Below are 22630 nucleotides of genomic sequence, written 5' to 3' on the forward strand. Positions count from 1 at the left end.
GAGGATGGCCACTGGCGTGGGCCTGCGGATGGCCGACGACGAATGCGTCGTGGCCATCGTGACCAGCGACGATGCCGAACCTGAGGTGCACTTCGTCGTTCGCGAGTCCATCCTGCACATGTCCGAGGACGGCGACGCCGAACTGGGCGGCCCGAAACCGCCCGAGTACTCGCACTCCATCAGCGGTTTCGTCTCCGCCGTCGGCGATACCGCGGGCATGCGGGTGGACGACGGCGAGGCCTACCGCGCCGAGGACCTCATGGCCACGGCCGCGTTCTGCCTGATCAACCTGGCCGCCGATCGGCTGAGCGGTCCGGCGGAGTTCTACGCCACGCACCCGGACACCTGGCCGGAAGCCTATGTGCGCGCGCTACGCGAGGCCATGGACTACCTCGGCCTGAAGTCCGTGGTGCTGGTCAGCGAACGCGATCTTCCCCAGCCGGACGAGGATATCGGCAGGTTCTACGCGCATCACGCGGCCCGCGCGGCCCTGGCTGCGGTGCTGTCCACGCCCGCCGGTCTGACCCCGCCCGATCCGACGGCCTCGACCGAGAACGCCGCGGCCGTCACCGATGTGCTCCCGGCCGTGACCACCGCCGAGCCGGCCGCGCAGGCGTACGCCTATTCGGCCGCCATTCCCGCCGCGACCAGTGCCGAGTCCACGACCGGGCAGTCCACACCGGCCTCCTCGACGCGCTCCAATCGCGGCCTCTACATCATCGCCGCCGCCACGGCCGTCATCGGTTTGCTGCTGGGTGGCCTGGGTGTGGCCGCGGTTTTGCGGCCGAGCGATTCGACGCCGACGCCGCGCGGCGAAGTGCGCTCGCAACCGTCGTCCACGGCGGATCCGACACCGGCCGAGGTCCCGCCGCCTGTCGAGCCGGAACCGACGACCGAGCCGCCGACGGTCATCACCACCATCATCGTGGTCCCCGCACCGACCACGACCGAACCGCCGCCCACGACCACACCGCAGACGACCACGCCACCCCCGTCGACGTCGAGTGAGCCGACGACGACGAACCGGCGAAACCCGAGGAACTCCCGGACGACATCGCCTGATGTGGACGAGCAGTGGGAAGACGACTTCCCGTTCTGATTTCGTAGAGACCTTCGGTCGTTCTTGCCCTAAAGTGATGCGCTGACCGATGTTCCGCAAAGTAACCGGACCGTCGGTCTGCTGGGTGCACTACGAAGGGACTCCATGCGCAAGTTCATGGCGCGCCGCGCCGCGGTCAAGGCAGCCACCGTCGCTTTCGCTTCGGCCGTCGTTGTGAGTCCCCTGCTACCAACGGTTTCCGCGTCCGCCGATCCGGCGCAGCTCGCGGCCGACACCCTGCCCGCCGAACTGGTGGCGGCTATTCAGCGCGATCTGCACATGTCACCCGCCGAATACCTGGACCGGGCGGCGAAGGCCCAGCAATTGCGTCAGTACGCAAGCGAATTCCGCACCGAACGGCCCGAGGATTTCGCGGGTGCGTGGCTGGGCAACGACGGTAAGCCGGTCATGGCCGTGACGTCCCTGGACGCCGCCCGCATCGCCGCGGAGGACGGCTACCAGACGCGGCTGGCCCCGATCAGCGCCGACAATCTGGAATTCTCGCTGACCCAGTTGAATTCGTGGATCGCCGAGCAGCCGTTCGATCTGTCCAGCGTGATCAATTCGGTGGCGATCGACTTCCTCAACAGCCAGCTGGTGCTGAGTGTCGCCAACACCCCGGCCGGGCATCTGCTGAATCTGCCGACGCTGCTCGCGAATATCAAGGTGATGCTGTCGCCGAACAACGGCGGCCCGGTGGAGCGGCGTCCGATGGGTGGCGACACCTATATCAGCGCCCCTACCTCGCTCGATGACAGCTCGCTGCAGAGCGTCGATGTGTGCTCGTTCGGCTTCAACGCGACCGACAATGCGGGCAATGCCCTGAATATCAGTGCCGGGCATTGCAATCCGAACCTGGGCAAGGCCAATGACCGCGCCGATGTCTATCTCCCGAATGTGCGGGCGCTGGCGTCGAGCCCGCAGGTCGGCACCTTCGTGACCTCGCAGCTGGGCGGCGCCGCGGCGCTGGATTACTCGGTCATCAAGCTCAATGACGCGGCGGTCGGCAATGGCATGGATCAGCCGAATGTGCGTGGCGCGAACGGCACCACGCTCACCATCACCGGTATCGCGAATCCGGTGACGGGCGCGCCGGTGTGCAAGTCGGGGCAATCCTCCACATTCACTTGCGGTTTCGTGGTGGCCGATCGGGTGGAGACCCAGCTGTACACGACGGAGGGCCAGTCCAAGACGGTGCGCGGATTCGCCTCCAGCGCGTGCACCCTGGGCGGCGATTCGGGTGGCGCGATCGTGTCGGGCACCCTCGCCCTCGGCATCACGAGTGGATCGAATGCGGCCGACGCGCCGAATTGCAACGAGGCCAATGCCGCGCTGGCGCAGTACGGTGGGACGGCGACACTCGGAATTCCGATCACCGCGATCCTGTCCGATATCGACGCCAACTCCGGTGGCGGACTGGGCAGTGGGATCCAGGTGCGGACCAAGCCGAACGCGGGATGAGTGGACGCGCGGACAGGCGCCGCGCGACACGATTCGATCTTGAACCCGACACGCCGATTGTTTGCGCAGGGAATACCCAATCGTCACCCCGCAATAAGTAGGCATAACGGGCTCGACACCATATAGTCTGGGCATGCTCCTGCCACGTATGCGCAATACCTCGCCGACCGCGGCCGGTCCGCGGTCCCTTGTCCGTAGAGCAGCGATCGCGGCGGCCGCGCTGCTGGTCGCGGGTCCTATGGCGGCGAGTGCGCAGGCGGAGCCCGCGGCGCCCGGCCTGCCCGCCGAGTTGATCGCGGCGATCACCCGCGATCTGCGCATCTCCCCCGAGCAGTACCTGCAGCGTTCCGATCTGGCCCAGCAGGTGGCGGCCTTCTCCGCCACCGCGCAGCGCCAGTACCCGGATCTGTTCGCCGGCGCCTGGCTGGACGAGTCCGGCCAGGCCATCGTGGCCTTGGCGGGCGGCCCGGGTATCGACGCGGCGCGCAAGGCAGTGCAGGACGCCGGATACACCGTCAAGGACGTCGCCAAGAGCGAGACCGCGCTACGCGGTGAGAAGAACGCCTTCGCCAAGTGGCTCGAGGGTCAGCCCGCGTCGGTGGCGAGCCAGGTGCGCGGCGTGGCCGTCGACACCGTCAACAACGCCATCGCGGTGCGCGTGGATCAGGGCGGACTGCAGCTTCCCGGTTTCGCCGAGTCGGCGCGCGTCATCGTGATGGCCGCCCCGCCGGTCGCCGGTGAGGACACCGAGGTGCAGCGCGCCGCCGATATCGCCAGCACCGGCACCGGCCCGATCGCCGCCGGCGACGCCTACGCCTCCATCGCGGGCCGTATGTCGCTGCGCTGCTCGACCGGCTTCAACGGCACCGACGGCAGCGGTGCGGTCGTGAACATCACCGCCGGCCACTGCAACCCGAATATCGCGGCCACCGGCGGCGGCAACTCGCCTGGCGTGTACGAGCTGGTCAACGATCGCGCGGGCAACCAGATGGGCACCTTCGAGAAGTCGATCCTGGGCAACCAGGACTACTCGATCGTGTCGATCGACAACGCCTTCCGGGATCGCTTCTCCAACAACCTGGTTCGCGTCCCGAATGCCGCCCCGATCGCCGTCACCGGCGTCGCGGTGCCGGTGGTCGGTGCGCCCGTCTGCAAGTCGGGTTCGCGCACCGGGTTCTCCTGCGGCACGGTGAATGCCGTCGATCAGACCGTCCAGGTCGGTGACCGTCTGCTCACCCAGTCCTTCTCGGCGAACATCTGCGCCCTGCCCGGCGACTCGGGCGGCCCGATCGTGACCGGCACCCTGGCCCTGGGCATCTCCAGCGCCTCGTCGGTGGCCGACTACCCGATCTGCGAGATCCCCAACCTGATCGGCCTGCTGACCGGCAACACCCCGCAGCTGTTCGCGCAGCCGGTGAGCGTGGTGCTGTCGGACAACCCGGGTCTGCGGGTCCGCACCAACTGATCCAGGTGATCTAGAAACGCCTGAAAAGGCCGGTAGCTCAACAGCTACCGGCCTTTCTCGTATTCCGGCAACCTGGGACACCACATTCCGGCTACGGCAGCGCTGGGGCGGCGAGCGGACATCGGACGGGCGGAAACGGGCATGGGCCGGACCTCAGGCGATCCGGCATGCTGGGGGTATGTGTTTGGTGTTGACCGGGTGGCGGGCGCATCCGGAGTACCGCTTGATCATCGCCGCCAATCGGGACGAGTTCTACACGCGCCCAACCGAATCGCTGCGGGAATGGCCGGAGGAGCCGGGGTTGCTGGCGGGCCGGGACCTGGGTGCGGGCGGTGCGATCCCCGGCACCTGGCTGGGCCTGGCCTCGGGTGCGCATCGCTTCGCCACCGTCACGAATGTGCGCGGACCCTACGAGAATCGCGGGAACGCTCGCTCGCGGGGCGCGCTGCTCATGGATTTCCTGCGGGGTGAGATGAGCCCGGAGAAGTTCGTGCGCGACACCGTCGCCGAGCCGGACGACTACAACGGCTACAACCTGCTGACCTCGGATCTGGAGACGCTGTGGTGGCACAGCAATCGCAGTGAGGTCGCGCCGCGGGAACTCGCACCGGGGTTCCACGGCGTGTCGAATGGCAGTGTGGTGGCGTCGCTCGAGCCCGACGGTGACGAAATCCACACGGGCACCGCGACGGCGGCCTGGCCGAAGGTCCGCGGCGGCATCCTCGCGCTGCGGGCGGCGGTCGCGGCCGACCCGGAGGATCCGGAGAGCTATCTGGCAGTTCTGGCCGATCGCACCCGCGCGGGTGACGTCGAACTGCCCAGCACCGGCCTCAGCAAACGCCGTGAGCGCCAAGCCTCGTCACGCTTCATCTCCGATGTCATCCACGGGACCCGTTGCAGTACGGTGCTTCTCGTTCGCGAGGACGGCTCGTACCGAATGGCGGAACGTACGTTCGGCAGGCTGGGCCGAGCACAGGGGACCGTGATCCTCGAGGGCCGGATGGACCTGCCGTAGTAGCCGGTCCGGAAACGCGAAAACGGACCGCCCTCACCGAGGACGGTCCGTTCGTTCGAGCAGTGGTTACTTCGGGCCGTTCTGGTTGGCGTCGCTCCACTTGCTGGTGCCCGCGGGGGCCTGCAGCGTGCTGAGCAGATCCAGGCCCGCGACGCCCAGCGCCGGCGCACCGAACGCGATGGTGCCGAGGACGCCACCGATGCCGGCCAGCGCGACGAAGGTCGGGATGGCCGCGATGCACAGGATGACGGTCGCGCACTGGATGGCGCCCAGTGCGATGCCCGCCGCGCCGCCGACGATCACGCCGACAGCGGTGCCGACGAAGCCGCCCACGGCGGTGGCCAGGCCGAACTGCGTGGTGAACTCGTTCATCGCCCGCTGGTTCTCGACCGGGGACGCGATCGGCTTGACCGCGACGGAGTTGATCGGCTCGGCGCTCTGCGGCAGGTCCGCCGGACGTTCCGGGGTCAGTTCGAGGGTGGTGCCGTCCTGCGAAACAACCGGCTTCACCGGCACCGCGACGCCGGAGACGCTGAAGTTCATCGGAAGGGTCATCACGACATTGCCGCTGATGTCCTTGATGGTCGCGACGTCGACCTTCTTGGGCTCTTCGGGAGCGACAGCGCCCTCTTCGACGACGGCGTCCTGCTGGGTCAGCTCGAACGTGCCGTTGCGCAGTTTGGTGACGACCGTCTTGTCGACCAGCTTCACGGAGTAGTCGATACCCGCGGGCTCGACGGGAGCAGCAGGTTCAGCGTTGGCGACCGTCGTCCCGATGGTCATTGCGCCGATGACCAGGGCAGCCGCCGCAGTGGTGCTGCGAAACTTCATTCGGTTTTCCAATCCATCATCATCAGGTATCCACTGTTACGCCCCCGACACGCGAGGCCAAGGCTTCCCTCAGGCCAGCCACGCGCGAACGGTTCCTCCCCGAGCATGTGAAGGCGCACACAGCAATTCGGACAGCGTGAGCTTAGTCCAAGCAACCTTGATATGCGAGATTCCTTTCAAGCGGAATGTCGCACACCTCGACAAGTAAGCCTGCCCTTCGTTGGAATCCCGATATGCCGGGATTTACAGTGCGGGAAAGCTCTGGACACTTAAGTTACCGGCGGGTAACTTACTGTCCGTTAGGATACGTGCAACCCGAGGCGAACCAGCTGCCTTGCCACAGCTCGTAGAACCCGTAAGAGAGGTCGCGACATGAATGCCCTGACAGTGACGCTGGGCACGATTGGAGCGGTGTTCACAGTCTTCTGTTGGGCATCGTTCATCGGAGGCGTGCGAAACATCACTCGCACCGTCATGGTCGGCCAGTCCGCACCTGACCGGTGGCGTCCGTTCATCCCCCGCTTCAAGACGATGATGGTCGAGTTCATCGCCCATACGCGAATGAACAAGTTCCGCACCGTCGGCTGGGCGCACTGGCTCGTGATGATCGGCTTCCTCGCCGGCTTCATTCTGTGGTTCGAGGCGTACGGGCAGGTTTTCGACGGTTCGTTCCACTGGCCGATCATCGGCAACTGGGGCATCTACCACCTGATGGACGAAATCCTCGGCATCGGAACGGTTGTCGGCATCGTGGTGCTGATCGTCATCCGTCAGCTGAATCACCCCCGCATCCCGGCACGGCTGTCTCGCTTCAGCGGTTCGAAGTTCGCCCCCGCCTACGTGATCGAGTCCATCGTTCTCGTCGAGGGCCTCGGCATGGTCTTCGTGAAGGCCGGCAAGCTCGCCACCTACGGCGGCGGCCACACCTGGAGCGACTTCTTCACCCTGCAGGTCGCCAAGCTGCTGCCCGCGAGCCCGACCATGGTGTCGATCTTCGCTCTGATCAAGCTGTGCTCCGGCGCGCTGTTCCTGCTGCTGGTCGGCCGCAATGTCACCTGGGGCGTGGCCTGGCACCGCTTCGCCGCGTTCCCCAACATCTACTTCAAGCGTGAGGCCGACGGCGACGTCGCCCTGGGTGCGCTCAAGCCCATGCTCTCCAAGGGCAAGCCGATCGACATGGAGACGGCCGACCCCGACAACGACACCTTCGGTGTGGGCAAGTTCGAGGACTTCTCCTGGAAGGACATCCTCGACGTCACCACCTGTACCGAATGTGGCCGCTGCCAGTCCCAGTGCCCCGCCTGGAACACCGGTAAGCCGCTGTCGCCCAAGCTGCTGATCATGTCGCTGCGCGACCACGGCTACGCCAAGGCCCCCTACCTGCTCGCGGGTGGCCGCAAGGATATGGGCGGCGACGAGATCGGTCTCGTGGACGCCGAGGGCAAGCCGAACGAGCGTGCGCTGAACCAGATTTCGGAGGCCGCCCGCGCCGAGGCCGAGCGTCCGCTGGTCGGCGGCGAGGATGTCAACGGCATCATCGACCCCGAGGTGCTGTGGTCCTGCACCACCTGTGGCGCGTGCGTCGAGCAGTGCCCGGTCGATATCGAGCACGTCGACCACATCATCGACATGCGCCGCTACCAGGTGCTCATCGAGTCGGAGTTCCCCTCCGAGCTCGCGGGCCTGTTCAAGAACCTGGAGAACAAGGGCAACCCCTGGGGCCAGAACTCCAAGGACCGTCTGAACTGGATCTCCGAGCTGGACTTCGAGATTCCGGTGTTCGGTCAGGACGCTGATTCCTTCGACGGCTACGAATACCTGTTCTGGGTCGGCTGCGCCGGCGCCTACGAGGACCGCGCCAAGAAGACCACCAAGGCCGTCGCCGAGCTGTTGGCAACCGCCGGTGTGAAGTTCATGGTCCTGGGTCAGGAAGAGACCTGCACCGGTGACTCGGCCCGCCGCGCGGGCAACGAGTTCCTGTTCCAGCAGCTGGCCATGCAGAACATCGAACTGCTGAACTCGGTGTTCGAGGGTGTCGAACAGTCGAAGAAGAAGATCGTCGTCACCTGCGCCCACTGCTTCAACGCGCTGAACAACGAGTACCCGCAGGTCGGCGGCACCTACGAGGTCGTGCACCACACCCAGCTGCTGAACCGCCTGGTGCGGGCCAAGTCGCTGATTCCGGTGTCCCCCGTCGCGCAGAACGTGACCTACCACGACCCCTGCTACCTGGGCCGCCACAACAAGATCTACAACGCCCCGCGTGAACTCATGGCGGCGTCGGGCTCGACCCTGGTCGAAATGCCCCGCCACGGTGAGCGTTCCATGTGCTGTGGCGCCGGTGGCGCGCGCATGTGGATGGAAGAGCAGCTCGGCAAGCGCATCAACGTCGACCGCGTCGACGAGGCGCTGGACACCCTCAAGGGTGGCAACGAGCCCTCGATGATCGCGACCGGCTGCCCCTTCTGCCGCGTCATGCTCACCGACGGCGTCACCGCCCGTAAGGACGGCGGCGAGGTCGGCCAGGGCGTCGAGGTCGTCGATGTCGCCCAGCTCATGCTGCAGTCCATCGACCGCATCGAGTCCGCGCAGCTGACGGAGAACCTTAAGGTCATCCAGCAGCCGAAGGTCGAAGAGCCGGAACCGGTTTCCGAGCCCGAGCCCGAGCCGGTCAAGGCCGAAGCTCCCGCCGAGGCAGCCCCGAAGGCCGCTCCGGCCGGCGGCGGCCTGGGCATGAAGGGTGGCCTCAAGCCGCCCGGCGGCGGCAAGGGCCTGGCCATGAAGGGCGGCCTGAAGGCTCCGGGCGCGAAGGCCCCCGGCAATGCGGCCCCGGCCGAATCCGCTGCTCCGGCAGAGGCTTCCGCTTCCACCGACGCACCGGCGGCGCCGACAGCCAAGCCGGGCGGCCTCGGCATGAAGGGTGGCCTCAAGGCGCCGGGCGGCAAGGGTCTCGCCATGAAGGGTGCTGCCAAGGCACCCGGCGCGAAGGCCGCTCCGGCCGAATCCGCCCCTGCGGCAGAGGCTTCCACCGAAGCCCCCGCCGCGGCTCCGGCCACCCCGGTGGCCAAGCCCGGCGGCCTGGGCATGAAGGGCGGCCTCAAGGCTCCCGGCGGCAAGGGCCTGCAGATGAAGGGTGCGGCCAAAGCGCCTGGCGCCAAGCCCGCCGCGGCCGAGTCCGCCGCGGCCGAGTCCGCTCCGGCGGAATCGGCTCCGGCGGAAGCCACTTCGGCCCCGGCCGAGGCTCCCGCGACATCGGCTCCGGTCGAGGCCGCCGAGGCCAAGCCGTCCATCGCCCCCAAGGGCCTGGCCATGAAGTCCGGCCTCAAGCGCCCCGGCCCGAAGGCCCCCGGCAAGCCCGCCGCAGCCGCCCCGGCCACCGAAGCCCCTGCCCCGCAGGCTGATCCGGCTCCCGCCGCCGAGGCTCCGGCCCAACCGGCTCCGGCACCGGCGAGCCCGGAGGGCAACGGCGAAAGCAACGGCACCGCAGCCAAGCCCCCGGCCGCCAAGCCCGGCGGCCTCGGTTTCAAGGGCGGCGCCAAGGCCCCCGGCCGCAAGAGCTGACCGAAACACGAAGAAAGGGCCCCGGATCCATCAGGATCCGGGGCCCTTTCCTATCCGACTACCGATCTACAAGAGATCAGGGAAGCACCTGCGGCACGACATCCGGCGCGATGGCACCGACCAGCACACCGACCACGGTTCCGACGATAGCGCCATGAATGGCGCCACCGATCGCGCAGAACGGCGCGGCCAGAATGCCCACACCGGTAGCCGCACACATCGCGGCATTGGTCGCAGCCGACCCCACCGCACCGGCGGCAGCACCCGCGGCCGCACCATTGGCCAGCGGATCACTGTTGCGCGCATCAGGATTCGTAGCGATATCCAGCGGCACCCCATCGGCCACCGGCGCAGCCACAACCGGCTGCGCAACACCCGGCTCCACAACCTCCGCCGAAGCCGACCCGGCCCCGACGAAGGTCACCGCAACCGCCACCGGCAGCGCGCCGACAACCAGCTTGCGGCCAGCATTATTGAGCGTGAACATGATTCATTCCCCAGACTCCCCGACCCCGAATGCGCCGAACGATATCGGCCGCGAATTGGACAACCGATTTGTATCCGATCGGCGGTACCAAGATCAAGTTGAATGTCACAGGCCGACAAGCCCTTTCGCGCTAAAAGTGTTTCATATCACAGGGCATGAAAACTTCGCATGACAGAATCTGCTCGCATCCGTCGGCCGACCGGGACGCCCATACTGAGGTCCAGGCTCGGCGCTTCGATCAGTGCTATGCCGACGATCTCAAGTTGGCGCACGTTTGCCGCTGTTTGGATCGGCGACGAAATCATGGTCGAAGAGCTTACGGTGCCCCCTATTGCGCCCACATGCCCGGCAGTTGCGCCACCCGCGCTTTAGGATCGTGTTCTCTGACGTGAACTCATCACCTGCTGGGCAACCCTGTGGCACAGAGTGTTTCGACTTGGCGGCAGATGAAGCATCGACGGGCTGACGTCCGGCAATCCGGGTCGATCACGTACTCGTGGCCGAACTTCGGTACATGGTGAGCATCGAGACGACACTGAACGCAGCGGCGCCAACCCTTGGCGGTGTATTCGATTGTCAATTCGCTGAACCCTTCAGCCGAGCGTCGAACCTGGTACTGACCACACGGAAAGGGTCGAATACACGTTTTTCCAGAGTGAGCAGGGCACGATCACCGCGACACTGGCGAATAGATTGTTCACGGTGACCGACGGAATTCTCACCATCGCCGACAACAACAGGACCGTGATCGGCAGCGCTCCCCTCGCATTGAACATCAAGGGTGAAGCTGTCGCGTGGGACCCACAGATCGGCTCTGATGGACGCACGCTGACAGCCGCACCGATCAACGGTGAGGGCCATCAGGACGGACTGGCCAACCCCGTAGGGGCGCTGGCCGGATTTGTCGGCGGTGCGATGATCGGCATGCTGGGTCTGGTGGCGGGGGTGTTCACCCTCGGGCTCCTCATGCCGGTCACAGCCGTGGTCGGCCTGGGTGCCGGGGCGATCATCAGATTCACCGTGGGCGGGCAGGGACCCGCGCCCTAGGCTTCGAGCTTCTCCAGTCGGGAGAGAACCTCTGCGAGCGCGTCGACAACGGTGCGGCCGCCCAACTGGGGCCAGCCGCCGTACTGATTGGCATCGCGCTCGTTGAGCCCGCACAGCTGTTCGCGAATGTCTTTGACATCGCTGCCGATCGGGCCGCAGAAACCGGTGATGAAATCCTGGATCTGTTTGACTTCGGCTGCGCTCATGGGCGCGTCCTCTCCGTCGATGAGGGCCTGGACTTCGGCACGGAATTCGTCCATGTCTATCCCGGCGGGGTCGATCTTGCCCTCGTGCGAGTACTCGCGGTGGGCTACACAGTCGGAGGCGGTGCGGCCGATGCGGCGCAGAATGGCCGCGCAACCGCGCTTGTAGGCATCCAATTGTGCTGGGGTCCAATCGGATCCGTCGCCGCGCGAGACGGCTTCGATGCCGATGGTGTGGTAGTTGGCGTTGTTGGTGGGCCAGCCCGGCCAGGAGCCGCGGCCGGCGTGCCAGCAGACTCCGGCGGCGATGACCCGGTAGGTGCCGTCCTTTTCGAGGACAAGTTGAGCCAGGGGACCGGGCAGGTCGGGGCGACCGTTCTGGACTATGCGCCAGTCGTTGCGACCGCCACCGGCGGTGTGGTGGCAGAGCACGCCGCGGATGTCGGCGAAGTCGCCGTGGCCGCGGTCGCGCCAGCCGTCATGTTCGAGAACCCGTAGCCCGGCATCGCGCAGAACATCCGCCAGCCAGACAGGATCTCCCCTCCAGGACAAGGTTGTTCGCCTCCTAGATCAGGTCGAAGCTGAGGTATGTTGTCGCGCCGCTCGTTACGGTCGCGGAAGAACTGAACGGACCGCTGGTCGTATTCGTCATACGCACCCACAAGCGGTCGCCGGCCAGCAGCGAGACCTGGGTACCGGAAAGAGTCAGTGTCGACGTGGAGTTGACGAAGTCGGCGGTCTTGAGGACCTCGGTGTCGTTGCGCATGACCGCTGCTCGCAGTACGCCCCACTGCGAGCTCCATGCCGCGGTGAGTTTGACGCTGCACTGCACCATGACCGTCGCGTCGCCGCCGGAGACCAGCTCGTGGTTGACGATCGTGGTGTTGCCATATCCGGTGCGGGCAACCCAATCGGCCAGTTTCAAGTTGGCGGTGTCAGCGGGGACGAGCTGGTTGCCGCTTTTGTCCATTCCCATCGGCGCAGGCCCAGCACTGGGAGCAATGACCGTGAAGGGCATCAGGCGTTCCTTTCGGTGGTTGGTCACGAATGATCAGGTGACGCGGACAAAGGCAGCGGCACCAGCGGCGATGGACGGATTCTGGTTGTTGAACGCCCAATCACCCAGAGCCTGCAGGGTGATGACATCGCCGGTCGCCACGGTGTATGTGCCGGATACCGTGACCGTCGTCGTGACTTTCTCGGGGCAGGTTTTCGCGACTCCGGTGACGGCCACGGTGCTGTCGTTGACCCGCAGCCGCAGCGTCACGTCGGCGCCGAGGCTGGAATGGCCCGTGAACGCCACGGATGCCGCCAGGGTGGCGCCGATCTTGCCTTCCTGCACGACCAGACCGTCCCCGGATACCGAGACCTCCGACCCGGGATAGTCCGGGTCGGCGATCCATGTGGGGATGAGCCGCCAGGATTCGTCCAGACCCGCCCAGGCCGCGCCGGATTTCCTCATCGCCGAGGGTGCAAAGGATTCTCCGCCGCCGATGACAAGGAGCGACATCAGGCGGTCACACCTTTGAGACTCGCCTGAAGCCCCTTGCCGGCGGGACTGTCTGCGCTGGTGATGTGGACAGTGATCCGCTCACCCGCGGTGAAAGCCCAAGGGCCACCGGCGGTTACCGTCGTGTCCAGGGCGTGGTTGGCGGCGGCGATGGTTGCCGCGGTGCCCGCGATCGCAGTACCGTTGCGACGCAATTCGACCACCAGGTTGCCGGTCCCCGCAGTTTCACCACGGTAGGTGATGGATGTGATGCTGAGGTTGCGTTCGATGCGCAGGCCCTCGGGCATTACCGTTCCCGGACCGGTTGCCCGGTTTCCAGTGTGAGACTTGAACGCGATGTCGTAGACCTGACCAGCGGAAGTCGGTGTGCGAGAGTCGCTCAGGCGCGAATCGGTGTTCGCGACAGCAGCGAGGGCGGCGCGCCCGGCTGCGGCATCGGCTGCGGCCAGCAGGGACCGACCGAAGGCGCTCGAGTCGGAAATCTGTGCGGCCGTGTGCGTATGTGTGGTCGGGGGTCGCGGATCCGCGAGGCGCGGATCGTCACCGGCGACCGCTGTGGTGGCTGTGCCGCCGATTGTCGGCGCGAAGGTCGCGGGCTTGCCCGTGATCCCGGCCCAGTCGGTGGTGCCCGCGGGCCCGCGGATGACGGTGCCCTGCCCGTTCGGCGTCCAGCCGCCGGCCGCGGCGCGGTAGATGTACAGCAGGCCATCGGCTTTGACGACATATTGCGCGCCCTCAGGGGGTGCGGCAGGCAACTGTACGTACGTGGCTGCCTGACCATCGATCTGGATGCCCGTCCCACGTTCGCCGCGCACCACCGCGTTACCCGCGCTGGCGGGAACCGGCGCGGCCAAGGTGAGATCGACCAGTCCAGTGGAGCCTTCATCCGGCTGCTCGGGATTCGGACCTGCGAAGTATTCGGCCACATCGAAGCTGAACGACTCCAGGGGAACTGGTCGGCCGTCGTAGTTCAGCTCGAACGAGACACGCCAGGTCCAGTCCCTCGGATTGGTCTCGTCACCCGGTGCGACCAGTCGAACTCCACGCCTTCCCCGCCAGGTGAGATAACCGAATTCGTCCAGCTGGCACTCGTAGTGCTCGGGCAGTTGCACATATGTCGCCGGCACCGGCTGTGCGCCCGCGACCAGGATCTTCGGCGCGTCAGCGGTAAAGGTGACCGTACCGCTCAGCGGCGGGAACTCCGGTAGGTCTTCGATGTCCGGCCCGTCGGCGACATTCGCGAGGAAGCGTCCGACGACCTTGCCGTATTTCAGCGGAGGCAATTCGGCCATGAGCCATGTCCTTTCGGGAGCCGAGGCAGGCGGTTTTCAACCCGCCCCGAAGTGGGTTTGATACAGACCGCGATTTGATTTCGCAGGCGCGCTTGGAAGTTCGAAAGAGCGACGGACCGAGATCAGCTCGGATCGGCCGCCCTGAAGGTGAAGCTCCTTCGCCGAGATTCACCTACGATCTCGATGTGCGTGGAGCTCTGCTGAAGGCGGTACCCCTGTGGCTGTGGGGGGTGGGCGCTAGTTTTCTCATCATGTTCGCTTTGGCAGCCACACAGCTGCCGGCGACCTGGGCGGTGCGTGAGGGCAACGGAACATACGGCACCTGGGTCGCGACCAGGTCCATCTGTGAGTACCGCACCTGCCGGACTGTGGGCGACTTCCACCCCGACAGAGGCGGAACGATACGGACGGACATCGGCTTGACCGGAGCGCGGGAAGCGCCGATCGGATCCCGCTATCGCGCCATCGATACCGATGGCTGGGAGAACTCGGTCTACATTCCAGGCTACAAAGATGCCTTTTCCGGAAGGTTATGGACGAGTGCCCTGTTCCTGGTCCTCCTCGGGGCGTGGTTCGCAGGGGTCGTCCATATCGCTCGCAAACGCTCGAACCGCATCGCCCAGGATGCGATGGACAACGGAACGGACGACGAAGACACCATCCTCGATCGAGAGATCAAACGCTTCGGAGCAGGCGCGCGACGCGGGGCGCGATTGCTGTCGAAAAACGTGCACGAACTCGATGTGCCGTTGCCCATGCCGCACGATGCAGCTGTCCGCCACGTGCAGACCCGGCTGGAAAACGAAGGTGGGCCACTACACGAACTGAGGGGCTGGCGAACGGAGTCACGGCGCGTATTCCGTTTCGTGTTCAGATCGGGCCGTCGATACTCGAACCCAGCCGTCATAACCGTGGCTGTGCTGTCGGTCGATTCGACCAACAGCACAGCCCGAGTCCGAGGAGTCGCCAAAGCACCACTGGCCCAACGAGACAGCGGGAAGAAGGCCGCCCTACAGGTAGCGCGAAGGCTGTCCGCGTAAACAACCTGGCTTTCACGCAAACCCGTGAGCCCCCACTACTTGAACGGTTTCTCGGCCGCCCATCCGCCGATGGCGCCTCCCAGGTAGCCGCCGACCATCGCACCGACAATGGCACCCGCAGGCCCACCAACCGCGAATCCGAGGGCCGCTCCCGCGTATGAGCCGCCGATTCCGCCGACTGTCGCCCCGACGCCCGAGGAAATGGCTTCGTCCAGATCCTTTTCGCCATTGTTATAGGCATCGATCGACGCGTAGGTGGAGATTCCTGCGGTCGCCAGCGGTCCACCCACTTTGCCGAGCTTGCTGAGAATATTGCCGGCGTTGGCCAACCGGCTGGCTTCATCTGTTGCTTCGAGGCTCTCCGTGAACAGCCACTTCGACAGGTTCGCACCGGGCTGACCCGTGCGGTTCTTGAGGTTGTCCAGCGATAGCTCCTTCAGGAGCGCCGCACGCTGCGCCATGTTCATCGACTTGATGTCCAAGCCCTCGCCGAGTTCGTCCAGCCCTTGGAAAATGCCGCTGGCCAGCACGCCGGAACTGTTGATATAGGGATGCTGTACAGCTCCGTCGATCGTCGAGTTGAGAAAGTCCATCGCCAATTCGATCTGGCCCGGCAGCACCAGCTCCGCTGCTACATCCAGCGGATTCAACTCCGGTTCGCCGTCGGCCGGCGCGTCTACGGTGAGGACCGATCCATCCTTGAACTCGACGGCGACGGACCCGTCGGGCTTACGGATGACGACGCCGCTGAGGCCATCGCCGTTGTCGTACTCGATGCTTCCGTCCGGACGCCGGGCCATCTGAGCCCCCGTAGTATTCGAGAAGGCGACGAGTTCTTCCTTGCCATCGGGCGCAACGGTATACGTTTCGAACTGGGTTGCACCGCGCGAATCGGTGACTGCCCTGCTGGTGATGCCGTTGGCCCCAGGAATCTCGGTGATGATCCCGGCCCCGTCCGGTAGGGGCACGGAATTGCCCATCGGCGTCCGAGTCCCATCACTGCCGATCGAGTAGAGCCCGATGCTCCCGTCGGGGCGGGGAACGGATTCGAGCGTCAGGGTGCTGCCATCAGGGTTCGTAATCCTGGTGTCGACGATGCCGGAGCCGTCGCTGCGTGGTGTCGACACCGAACTACTCTGGGTACCAGTTGGATTTCGGACGGTCGTCTGCACACTGTTGTCTGGGCCCGGACGCGAGGTGATGACGCTGGGGACGCCACTGGGGTTCGGTGCCACGGTGACCGTGGTTCCATCCGGGCCCGTTTCTCGGACAGGCACACCCTCTTGCTGGGCGAGAATCACGCCCAGGGGCGAGATCCCGAGCTGCGCTGGATCGGTAACGACATTCGACTCAGGGTTCTCGCTCAGCGTGACGTTGAACGGGAACGGAAGCTCCGACGTGTCCGTGGGCGGAACCTGCTGTCGTGGAGGCACTTCGGTCCGCGCCGGACCTGAGACGAACGACAATCCGGGACGGACGGGCGTTGCCGCAGTGTCGGCGCCGGTCGTGATCGTCTGCTCGCGTTCGAAGGAGTCGACGAGCCGCTGACTGCGGTTGAGCCGGTCGATCATGCGGGCCGTGGCGGTCGAGTTCATCCCATTCATGTTGAACACTCGCCCGGGCCGCTTCGGGCCGGATTCGCCGGTGGAGACCGCTGCGGCGAGCTCACCGGCGAGCGGCGACCACACCGACAGCTGATCGATGGCCGCCTGGTCCAGTACCGCACGACCCGCACTCACCAGCTCGCCAGGCACCTGGTCGAGCGCTGCGGTCAGGTACGGCCCGATCAGGTCGACCAGGCTCTTGATGTCATCGGAGTTGACATCCGCGATGGATTTCGCCACGGGGACACCTCATCTGCGATCGGAGTTGTTGAAATACACCGCGGTTCACACCGCCCGTGCCTCGACGATGAGCTGGGCTTCCTCGGGGAGCACGGTGTAAGCGGCCTCGCCCTGAGTGCGTTGCACGATGATGTACAACGTCACGGTCTGGTTTGCGGGCACGACGCCGGCGGTGGAGGCGGGACCGAGCGGATGCTGGAATCTGGGGGCGATCAGAATCCAGTCCCAGTTATTTTTGTTGGGCCCGTAACCACCGGCTACAAGCTCACCTGCCGGGCCGCCGAGACGCACCTCGACATCGCAGCGGTTGCCGTTGGCCGCACTCACTTTGAGGTCACCGGTGACATGCGGACGCCATGCCACCGGCTGCCCCGGAATCGTCAGGCTGGCGACGACTTTGGTCCGATCACGGATGTTCGCGCCACCTTGGAACTGTCCCTGGCCGATGGTCCACGGACCACCGAGGCGAGGGCTGGGCCTGGGTACGAACCGATCGGCTGCAGCGTCCCACGCGAGCAGGTAATCGCCGCCCAGTGGATGCGCGTCATCGACCAGGACATCAGCGGCGTCCTGGATACGGCCGGCCTCGCCAGGCCCCCCGGGCGGGCCCGTTTCGCCGCGCGGGATTGTGATCATGAGATGTTGCGCGGGCGCGGTACCGGTGAGCTCCGCGATCGCCGTGGAGCCCGCGGGCGCTGCCACTCCCGAACCGGAGAAGCGATTCGGCGACCCCTGCCGTCCACTGCGTCCGAAAGCCGCTTCGAAGGCAATGAATTCGAGACCTGTCCAGTAGTAGATGGCATTCTCGGAAACCACCCGCCAGGCCTTCCGAGCATCCGCGGTGGTCAGCATGAGACTTCGCAGTGCGTCCGGATCAGTGATATCGCCCTGCCAGAACCACGGCCAGGCCGCTGCGCCTTCCGGCCCGATTTCCCCCTCGGGCCCCTCCCGGATCTCGATGAGCGCCTCGCGATCGACGATCTCCAGGGGGTTGACCGTGTACGGCAACCCGACGGAATCGGAGACGCCACGCATGGCGATCATCACGTCTTCGTCGTAGACGACAGTCTGTTCGTTTGTCATGTCAGCTCCGTGCTCTTCTTGGCTCGGTTCTCAAAGCGTGGTCACCGGGCGCGCCCAGCACATGATTTGTGCGCCGGATCGGGTGTAGGTGTAGTTGGCGCCGCCCCTGTTTCGGCGCAGCACCACATACAGGCTCACCGGCTGCCCGGCCGGAACAACGCCGACGGCACTGCCGGGAGTCATGCTCGACGCGGCGAAGAAGGGCTGGAAGTCACAGAAGGAATCCATTGCCATCACGAAACCCGAACCGAGAGCGACGATCTGGCCGTCCGCCGACCCGATGCGGACCTCGGCGTCAATCCTCGTGCTGGCATCGGTGGAGGTGGTGCGCAGCATCACCCCGCCCGACACCACGGGGCGCCAGGCCGAATCCTGCGCGGGAATCGCGAGCTGTGCGATGACATTCGGCGATGTACCGACATTGGTTTGGGATGCCCCGAAACCTGCGCTGCCATCCCATGCCTGTGTTTCACTGATGGACCACGGACCGCGGAGACCGGGGAAGGGCCGTGGTTCCCACTTTCCGGCCGTCCCGTTCCAGGTGGGAACGGACCCGTCCGGATGCGGGCCATCAGCGTAGTCCGCGGCCTGACGGATCGGTCCCGGCCCGCCGATTTCCCCCTCTCGGCCTCGCACGCCACGCGGAACCGTCAGGTGGAGAACAAGATTCGGCGGGGTACCGACGATAGTCGCTTGCAGTGGCGCTCCAACCTCGCCGGTGTCGACCGAGCCAAGGGAGACAACGCAGGGCGAACCATCCGGTCCGGCCGCACCGAAGGCGTCGGCGAAGGTATCGAAACCCGTGCCGTTCCAGTACACCAACGTGTCCGATGACACCACCCGCCAGGCTTTACCAGCCTGTGCCGCACCAAGTTTCGTCGACATCGCCGAAAGAGCCGCCTGATCGGCGATATCCCCCTCCCAGCGGAACGGCCTGGCCGATTCTCCCACCGGTCCGCGATCTCCGGGAACGCCGGTCATCAACTCGAGCTCACCGGAGCGGGGGGTGCCGTGCAACGACTGCACCACCCCGGACGACCCGAGACCTTCATCGATTCCGCGCAGGTTGGTGGAGTCGAAGTATTCACCAACAGTAGACATTTCAGCTTGCTCCGATCGGATGCGCATGGACGACCAGGGACGCGCGCGCGTTGTCGAACGCGATATCGCCGCTGTCCGCCAAGCGTTCGATGAGAACGACCAGATTCGCGGGCTGCCCGGCCGGCACGGCGGCGAAAGTCGAATTCGGAGCCAGCGTTTTGGTGGCCCTGCCCTCCCCGTAAGAGGGAATCAACGGAAGATAGAGCCAGTCCCCACCCGATGGACTGGTTGTAGCGAGCACTTCGCCTTCGGAATGATGCAACCGCACCATCGCCATGGCACCGCCACCGAAAGGCGAGTACTGGTATATGTGCCCGCTCACACGAGGACGCCAGGCGAACGGTTGCGCGGGCACCGTGAAGGTTCCCACCGTCAGGCGAGAGGTATTGGCCTGCTGGTCTTCCGAGAAGTCAGTTTCATACCAGGACCAGGGACCGGCACCCAACGGCGGTGGGGCAGAGCGGAACTTGCGCCCTGCGCTGTGGAAGGCGAAGACACCCCCGGGCATCGGCGCGATGGACTTGTCGTAGTCGTCGGCCTCGGTGATCGTGCCCGACTCGCCAGGTGGCCCTTTCGGACCTTGCAGACCGGCCGGAACAGTCACCCGCAGTCGCGATTGACCACCCGCGCCGATGAATTCGACGGCCGGATTGGTCAGCTTCTCGTCGTGCACGGTTTCGATGCCTACGATCTGGGCCGCTGCCGCGACCGGACCCTGCGGCCCCACCGCGGACGGAGAGTGCCGCCACTGGTTGCCGGTCCACACGTCCATTCCGTCGTCATCCAGCCGGTGCCACCACTTTCCTCGATCTTCGGGACCGAGACCGGCTGGGCGAGAGCCGGAGTCCGCGATCTCACCCATCTTCTGGAAGGTGGTGCGTGGTCTGCCGAGCCGGCCGGGCGAACCGGGCGGGCCCGCGGGCAGCGGCATGTCCGCGACATCATCGGGAAGCGTCACTTCAGCTGTCAGGATCGGCAGCCCATCCACGTCGTGCTCGCGATGCACGGTGATATGAGCGGGAAAGGCGATGTCCGCCATGGTTTCTCCTCCACATGCGAGGGTCAGAAGATGAGCAGGTCGAGATCCGCGCCGACGTCGGTGGCCAGATCTTTGATCGCATTGGCCACCCGGCCCAGACGCTGCCACGCCTTCACCACGGCGTCTTCCTCGTCGGAACCGTCGCCAACTGTGATCTCCCATTTCGCGGAGTTCTCGCGATCGTCGAGGAAGGTCAGTTCGGTGACGTAGTCGGTGAAAACCTGTCCGCTCAGGGCGAATCCGATTTGGTCACCGAGTTCGAAATCCTTGCCCAGGATGTACGGGGCACCGTCTTCGATGGTCACCCGCTTACTGGTGTAGCCGCGGGTCAGATGCAGGCCCTGCCGGGCGGCGACCAGGCCATCCAGATTGAATGCCTTGTCACTACCGCTGATGTACAGCTCCCGGAACGCGTACGGGCCCGCACGGCGCACCCGGCCCATGTCCCGGTAGACCATCCAAGCGAGGAACACGTCGTCAAGTTGACCGCGGTAGAGCCAGCCCAGGCCGATGAACGACAGCAAGCCCTTGATCACGAGCTCGATACCCGCGTTCACCCATCCTGGTGATCTACCACCGATGATGATGTCGGTCGCGGTCGGCTTGTGCAACGCCACTTCCGACGGGCCGATACCGGAGTACTCGCCTTCGAAGTACCAGACCCACGGAAAGTTGCGGAAGGTGCCCAGCCGGCCCGGATGACCGTAGACAGCCTCGTATTCGGAAGTGGAATCGAATCTCGGATACCGCACCGGTGTGGTGCCATCATCGGTGAATTCCTCTATCCACGAAACGATTCCGTCGAGCAGGGTCCCGGTGGGACCGGTCACGCCGGATTTGTCGACCGTCTCCAGCACCACGGTGGGCTTGTCCAGATAGAACCACTCAGGCGCAGGCTGCTCGTCTTCGCCGGGAAGGTAGAAACGCGCGGTGAGCATGACACCGGCATCGTCGAGCATGGGCGCGAACAGCTTGTCTGCCATGTCGAATCGCGCGGACGCGGCGCTCCACATGCTCGTATCGGTGAGCGGATTCACCGGCACCACCGCGATGGGGAACAGAGTGTCACCGATTCCGCCCCAGCGCGGGTCGTCGAACTTGTCCGGCGGCACCCACCCCGGAGCCTGGAGCCGCATGAGGTTCGCGGTCAGGTAGGTGGTGATCAGCGTGCGCACCGGGCCGAACAGGATCATGTGCCGCGGGAACTGCGCCAGCACCGGTGCGAACGGGCTGGCCCAGCAGCAGATGGTGGCGATGTGATTCCAGCAGTGGATGGCCTCGATGTCGATGGTCTCCACGCCGTGCTCGTCACGTACGATCGATGCCTTGGTGATGTAGCCGTCCCAGCGGAATCCCTTGGTGTTCACCGTGATCGGGATCGTGGCGTCCTCGCCGTCGGGATTGTTGAAGAGATGGTCGAAGTGCACCATGTCGCGCGGGCAGATCATCTTCAGACCGCCTGCCGCGTTGCGCGGATAGGTGAACTCCAGTGAGAGGTACTGTCGCTCCTCGCCTACCTCCTGGAGGTACTTGTCCCAATACCGGACGAGCACATCGGGATCGCGGCGCTCCTCGCGCTCGATCAGATATGCCTCGTCCATGCGTCGTGTCTCGCCGTGCGGATCCCAGACCGGCGCGCTCATCAGAACGGCCTCGAGGATCGCGGCGTGACCGAGACGACCAGGCTCGACGCCGTGGTGCCGCCGTCCACCTGCACAAGAATCTCGGTGGAACTCCACGGCGGCAGCGCCGCCAGCCAGCGGCGGCCGGCGAGCTGGCCCCACACATTGCTGCCCGCGGTATTGCCCGAGGAGTAGACGCGTGCGGTGCGGTGCCGAGGATGAGTGTCGATCCGCAGCGTCTGCCCGGCTTCCAACCTGGGTGTCTGCACCAGCCTCGGCTGCTCACCTCCGGCAAACGGGTCCAGGATGGCCCAGCGGCCCGGACCGTTCATGGTGTATCGCGGCCATGCCGGCTGGTCGGCGGCATTGCGCGCGCGGACGGTCCCTTCGTCGAGCCCGGCGGTATTGGTCCACACCGCGGTCTCCTCGAAATGCCGCTCCAGCGGATCCATCGCGGTCGCCGACATCTTGTACGCCACAGCGGCATTGCGCGCGGGATCGACGTCCCCGACGAACTCGGGGGCGGCATCCAGTTGCGCCTGTTGGAAGCGCCAGCCCTGGTGCCGGGTGAAATAGCCTACGGTGACGGGTTTATCGGTGGTCCATCCCCGGAACCAGGCGTCATGCACGGCGTGGAAGTCCCGAACCCGGTTGACCGCACCGGTTTTCCCGGTGCCGGAGATCATGACGATGAAATCCCACTCCTTCTTCGACCGCACGGATCGATGAAAGGTAGCCCCGTCCTGCCGTGCGCCTTCCGAAACCAGCAGCTGCGTCGGCGCGAACATGAATCCGGTCTGCTGAGACAACCGCACTCCCTCGCGACCCGCGTTGCTGCCGGACAGATGCCACACTCTGCCGTTCACATCCCATACGACCACCTTCGTGTCGTATACATCCAATAGTTGGTGGGTCATTCTTCGAACCCTT

Annotated in this window: 18 protein-coding genes and 1 pseudogene; 7 read left to right on the forward strand and 12 right to left on the reverse strand. The window is 65.5% G+C overall.

The features are described 5' to 3' along the window. Positions 1–4: 4 nt before the first annotated feature. From JK358_RS00835 to JK358_RS00850, 4 genes are all read left to right on the forward strand, one after another. The gene (locus JK358_RS00835; RefSeq protein WP_201942182.1) at positions 5–1099 is read left to right on the forward strand and encodes a hypothetical protein; all 1095 of its coding nucleotides are present in this window, start codon (positions 5–7) and stop codon (positions 1097–1099) included. 105 nt (positions 1100–1204) lie between these two features. Next, positions 1205–2560, forward strand: a complete 1356-nt coding sequence (locus tag JK358_RS00840; protein ID WP_201942185.1) for a S1 family peptidase — start codon at positions 1205–1207, stop codon at positions 2558–2560. Between the two features lie 133 nt (positions 2561–2693). Then, entirely contained in the window at positions 2694–4025 is a 1332-nt protein-coding gene (locus JK358_RS00845) for a S1 family peptidase (protein WP_201942188.1), read from the forward strand. A 178-nt stretch (positions 4026–4203) separates the two neighbouring features. Continuing rightward, positions 4204–5040, forward strand: coding sequence for an NRDE family protein (locus JK358_RS00850; protein ID WP_201942191.1), 837 nt, complete (start codon positions 4204–4206; stop codon positions 5038–5040). A 66-nt stretch (positions 5041–5106) separates the two neighbouring features. On the opposite strand, the gene JK358_RS00855 is transcribed toward JK358_RS00850, so the two are convergent. After that, complete coding sequence (locus JK358_RS00855) at positions 5107–5871, reverse strand: DUF8020 domain-containing protein (RefSeq protein ID WP_201942193.1); 765 nt, start codon at positions 5869–5871, stop codon at positions 5107–5109. Between the two features lie 372 nt (positions 5872–6243). On the opposite strand from JK358_RS00855, the gene JK358_RS00860 reads away from it, so the two are divergent. Beyond that, on the forward strand, positions 6244–9432 hold the full coding sequence (locus tag JK358_RS00860) for a (Fe-S)-binding protein (protein ID WP_201942196.1): 3189 nt from the start codon (positions 6244–6246) through the stop codon (positions 9430–9432). 76 nt (positions 9433–9508) lie between these two features. On the opposite strand, the gene JK358_RS00865 is transcribed toward JK358_RS00860, so the two are convergent. Further along, a complete protein-coding gene (locus JK358_RS00865) occupies positions 9509–9919 on the reverse strand; it encodes a hypothetical protein (RefSeq protein WP_201942198.1) in 411 nt (136 codons plus the stop codon). A 645-nt stretch (positions 9920–10564) separates the two neighbouring features. On the opposite strand from JK358_RS00865, the pseudogene JK358_RS00870 reads away from it, so the two are divergent. After that, a pseudogene (locus JK358_RS00870) lies at positions 10565–10966 on the forward strand (DUF8020 domain-containing protein); the annotation flags it as partial. On the opposite strand, the gene JK358_RS00875 reads toward JK358_RS00870, so the two are convergent. From JK358_RS00875 to JK358_RS00890, 4 genes are read right to left on the reverse strand one after another with little or no spacing between them, the layout of a single operon-like run. Beyond that, entirely contained in the window at positions 10963–11721 is a 759-nt protein-coding gene (locus tag JK358_RS00875) for a peptidoglycan recognition protein family protein (protein ID WP_232850564.1), read from the reverse strand. The pseudogene JK358_RS00870 and the gene JK358_RS00875 overlap by 4 nt on opposite strands. Positions 11722–11734: 13 nt before the next feature. Continuing rightward, positions 11735–12187, reverse strand: a complete 453-nt coding sequence (locus JK358_RS00880) for a complement C1q domain-containing protein (protein WP_201942206.1) — start codon at positions 12185–12187, stop codon at positions 11735–11737. 33 nt (positions 12188–12220) lie between these two features. Beyond that, the gene (locus tag JK358_RS00885; protein ID WP_201942209.1) at positions 12221–12679 is read right to left on the reverse strand and encodes a hypothetical protein; all 459 of its coding nucleotides are present in this window, start codon (positions 12677–12679) and stop codon (positions 12221–12223) included. After that, a complete protein-coding gene (locus JK358_RS00890; protein WP_201942212.1) occupies positions 12679–13791 on the reverse strand; it encodes a hypothetical protein in 1113 nt (370 codons plus the stop codon). Before JK358_RS00890 ends, JK358_RS00885 begins: the two co-directional genes overlap by 1 nt. 365 nt (positions 13792–14156) lie before the next feature. Here JK358_RS00890 and JK358_RS00895 point away from each other — a divergent pair, with 365 nt between their 5' ends. After that, the gene (locus JK358_RS00895) at positions 14157–15011 is read left to right on the forward strand and encodes a hypothetical protein (protein WP_201942215.1); all 855 of its coding nucleotides are present in this window, start codon (positions 14157–14159) and stop codon (positions 15009–15011) included. A gap of 35 nt (positions 15012–15046) precedes the next feature. Here the strand turns inward: JK358_RS00895 and JK358_RS00900 are convergent, their stop codons facing one another. From JK358_RS00900 to JK358_RS00925, 6 genes are all read right to left on the reverse strand, one after another. Next, the gene (locus JK358_RS00900; protein WP_201942217.1) at positions 15047–16855 is read right to left on the reverse strand and encodes a hypothetical protein; all 1809 of its coding nucleotides are present in this window, start codon (positions 16853–16855) and stop codon (positions 15047–15049) included. A 45-nt stretch (positions 16856–16900) separates the two neighbouring features. Further along, positions 16901–17902 carry a hypothetical protein gene (locus tag JK358_RS00905; RefSeq protein ID WP_201942220.1) on the reverse strand — a complete coding sequence of 334 codons (1002 nt, stop codon included), beginning with the start codon at positions 17900–17902 and terminating at the stop codon, positions 16901–16903. A gap of 66 nt (positions 17903–17968) precedes the next feature. Then, a complete protein-coding gene (locus tag JK358_RS00910) occupies positions 17969–19066 on the reverse strand; it encodes a hypothetical protein (RefSeq protein WP_201942222.1) in 1098 nt (365 codons plus the stop codon). Continuing rightward, positions 19041–20078 (reverse strand): hypothetical protein, encoded by a 1038-nt coding sequence (locus JK358_RS00915; protein WP_201942225.1) that lies wholly within the window; start codon positions 20076–20078, stop codon positions 19041–19043. Before JK358_RS00915 ends, JK358_RS00910 begins: the two co-directional genes overlap by 26 nt. 23 nt (positions 20079–20101) lie before the next feature. Next, positions 20102–21721, reverse strand: a complete 1620-nt coding sequence (locus JK358_RS00920) for a Gp37-like protein (RefSeq protein ID WP_232850565.1) — start codon at positions 21719–21721, stop codon at positions 20102–20104. Further along, positions 21721–22617 carry a phage tail protein gene (locus JK358_RS00925; RefSeq protein ID WP_201942228.1) on the reverse strand — a complete coding sequence of 299 codons (897 nt, stop codon included), beginning with the start codon at positions 22615–22617 and terminating at the stop codon, positions 21721–21723. The genes JK358_RS00920 and JK358_RS00925 overlap by 1 nt, the downstream gene beginning before the upstream one ends. Positions 22618–22630 lie beyond the last annotated feature (13 nt).

Origin of the sequence: Nocardia acididurans (assembly GCF_016741815.1) — a bacterium.
GTDB classification, from domain to species: Bacteria; Actinomycetota; Actinomycetes; order Mycobacteriales; family Mycobacteriaceae; genus Nocardia; species Nocardia acididurans.

Coding starts and splice junctions, on each gene's coding strand:
- JK358_RS00835 (WP_201942182.1), top strand. CDS start 5: ATGGCCACTGGCGTGGGCCTGCGGATGGCCGACGACGAATGCGTCGTG.
- JK358_RS00920 (WP_232850565.1), bottom strand. CDS start 21,721: ATGAGCGCGCCGGTCTGGGATCCGCACGGCGAGACACGACGCATGGAC.
- JK358_RS00865 (WP_201942198.1), bottom strand. CDS start 9,919: ATGTTCACGCTCAATAATGCTGGCCGCAAGCTGGTTGTCGGCGCGCTG.
- JK358_RS00850 (WP_201942191.1), top strand. CDS start 4,204: ATGTGTTTGGTGTTGACCGGGTGGCGGGCGCATCCGGAGTACCGCTTG.
- JK358_RS00925 (WP_201942228.1), bottom strand. CDS start 22,617: ATGACCCACCAACTATTGGATGTATACGACACGAAGGTGGTCGTATGG.
- JK358_RS00855 (WP_201942193.1), bottom strand. CDS start 5,871: ATGAAGTTTCGCAGCACCACTGCGGCGGCTGCCCTGGTCATCGGCGCA.
- JK358_RS00885 (WP_201942209.1), bottom strand. CDS start 12,679: ATGTCGCTCCTTGTCATCGGCGGCGGAGAATCCTTTGCACCCTCGGCG.
- JK358_RS00840 (WP_201942185.1), top strand. CDS start 1,205: ATGCGCAAGTTCATGGCGCGCCGCGCCGCGGTCAAGGCAGCCACCGTC.
- JK358_RS00915 (WP_201942225.1), bottom strand. CDS start 20,078: ATGGCGGACATCGCCTTTCCCGCTCATATCACCGTGCATCGCGAGCAC.
- JK358_RS00860 (WP_201942196.1), top strand. CDS start 6,244: ATGAATGCCCTGACAGTGACGCTGGGCACGATTGGAGCGGTGTTCACA.
- JK358_RS00910 (WP_201942222.1), bottom strand. CDS start 19,066: ATGCGCATCCGATCGGAGCAAGCTGAAATGTCTACTGTTGGTGAATAC.
- JK358_RS00845 (WP_201942188.1), top strand. CDS start 2,694: ATGCTCCTGCCACGTATGCGCAATACCTCGCCGACCGCGGCCGGTCCG.
- JK358_RS00880 (WP_201942206.1), bottom strand. CDS start 12,187: ATGCCCTTCACGGTCATTGCTCCCAGTGCTGGGCCTGCGCCGATGGGA.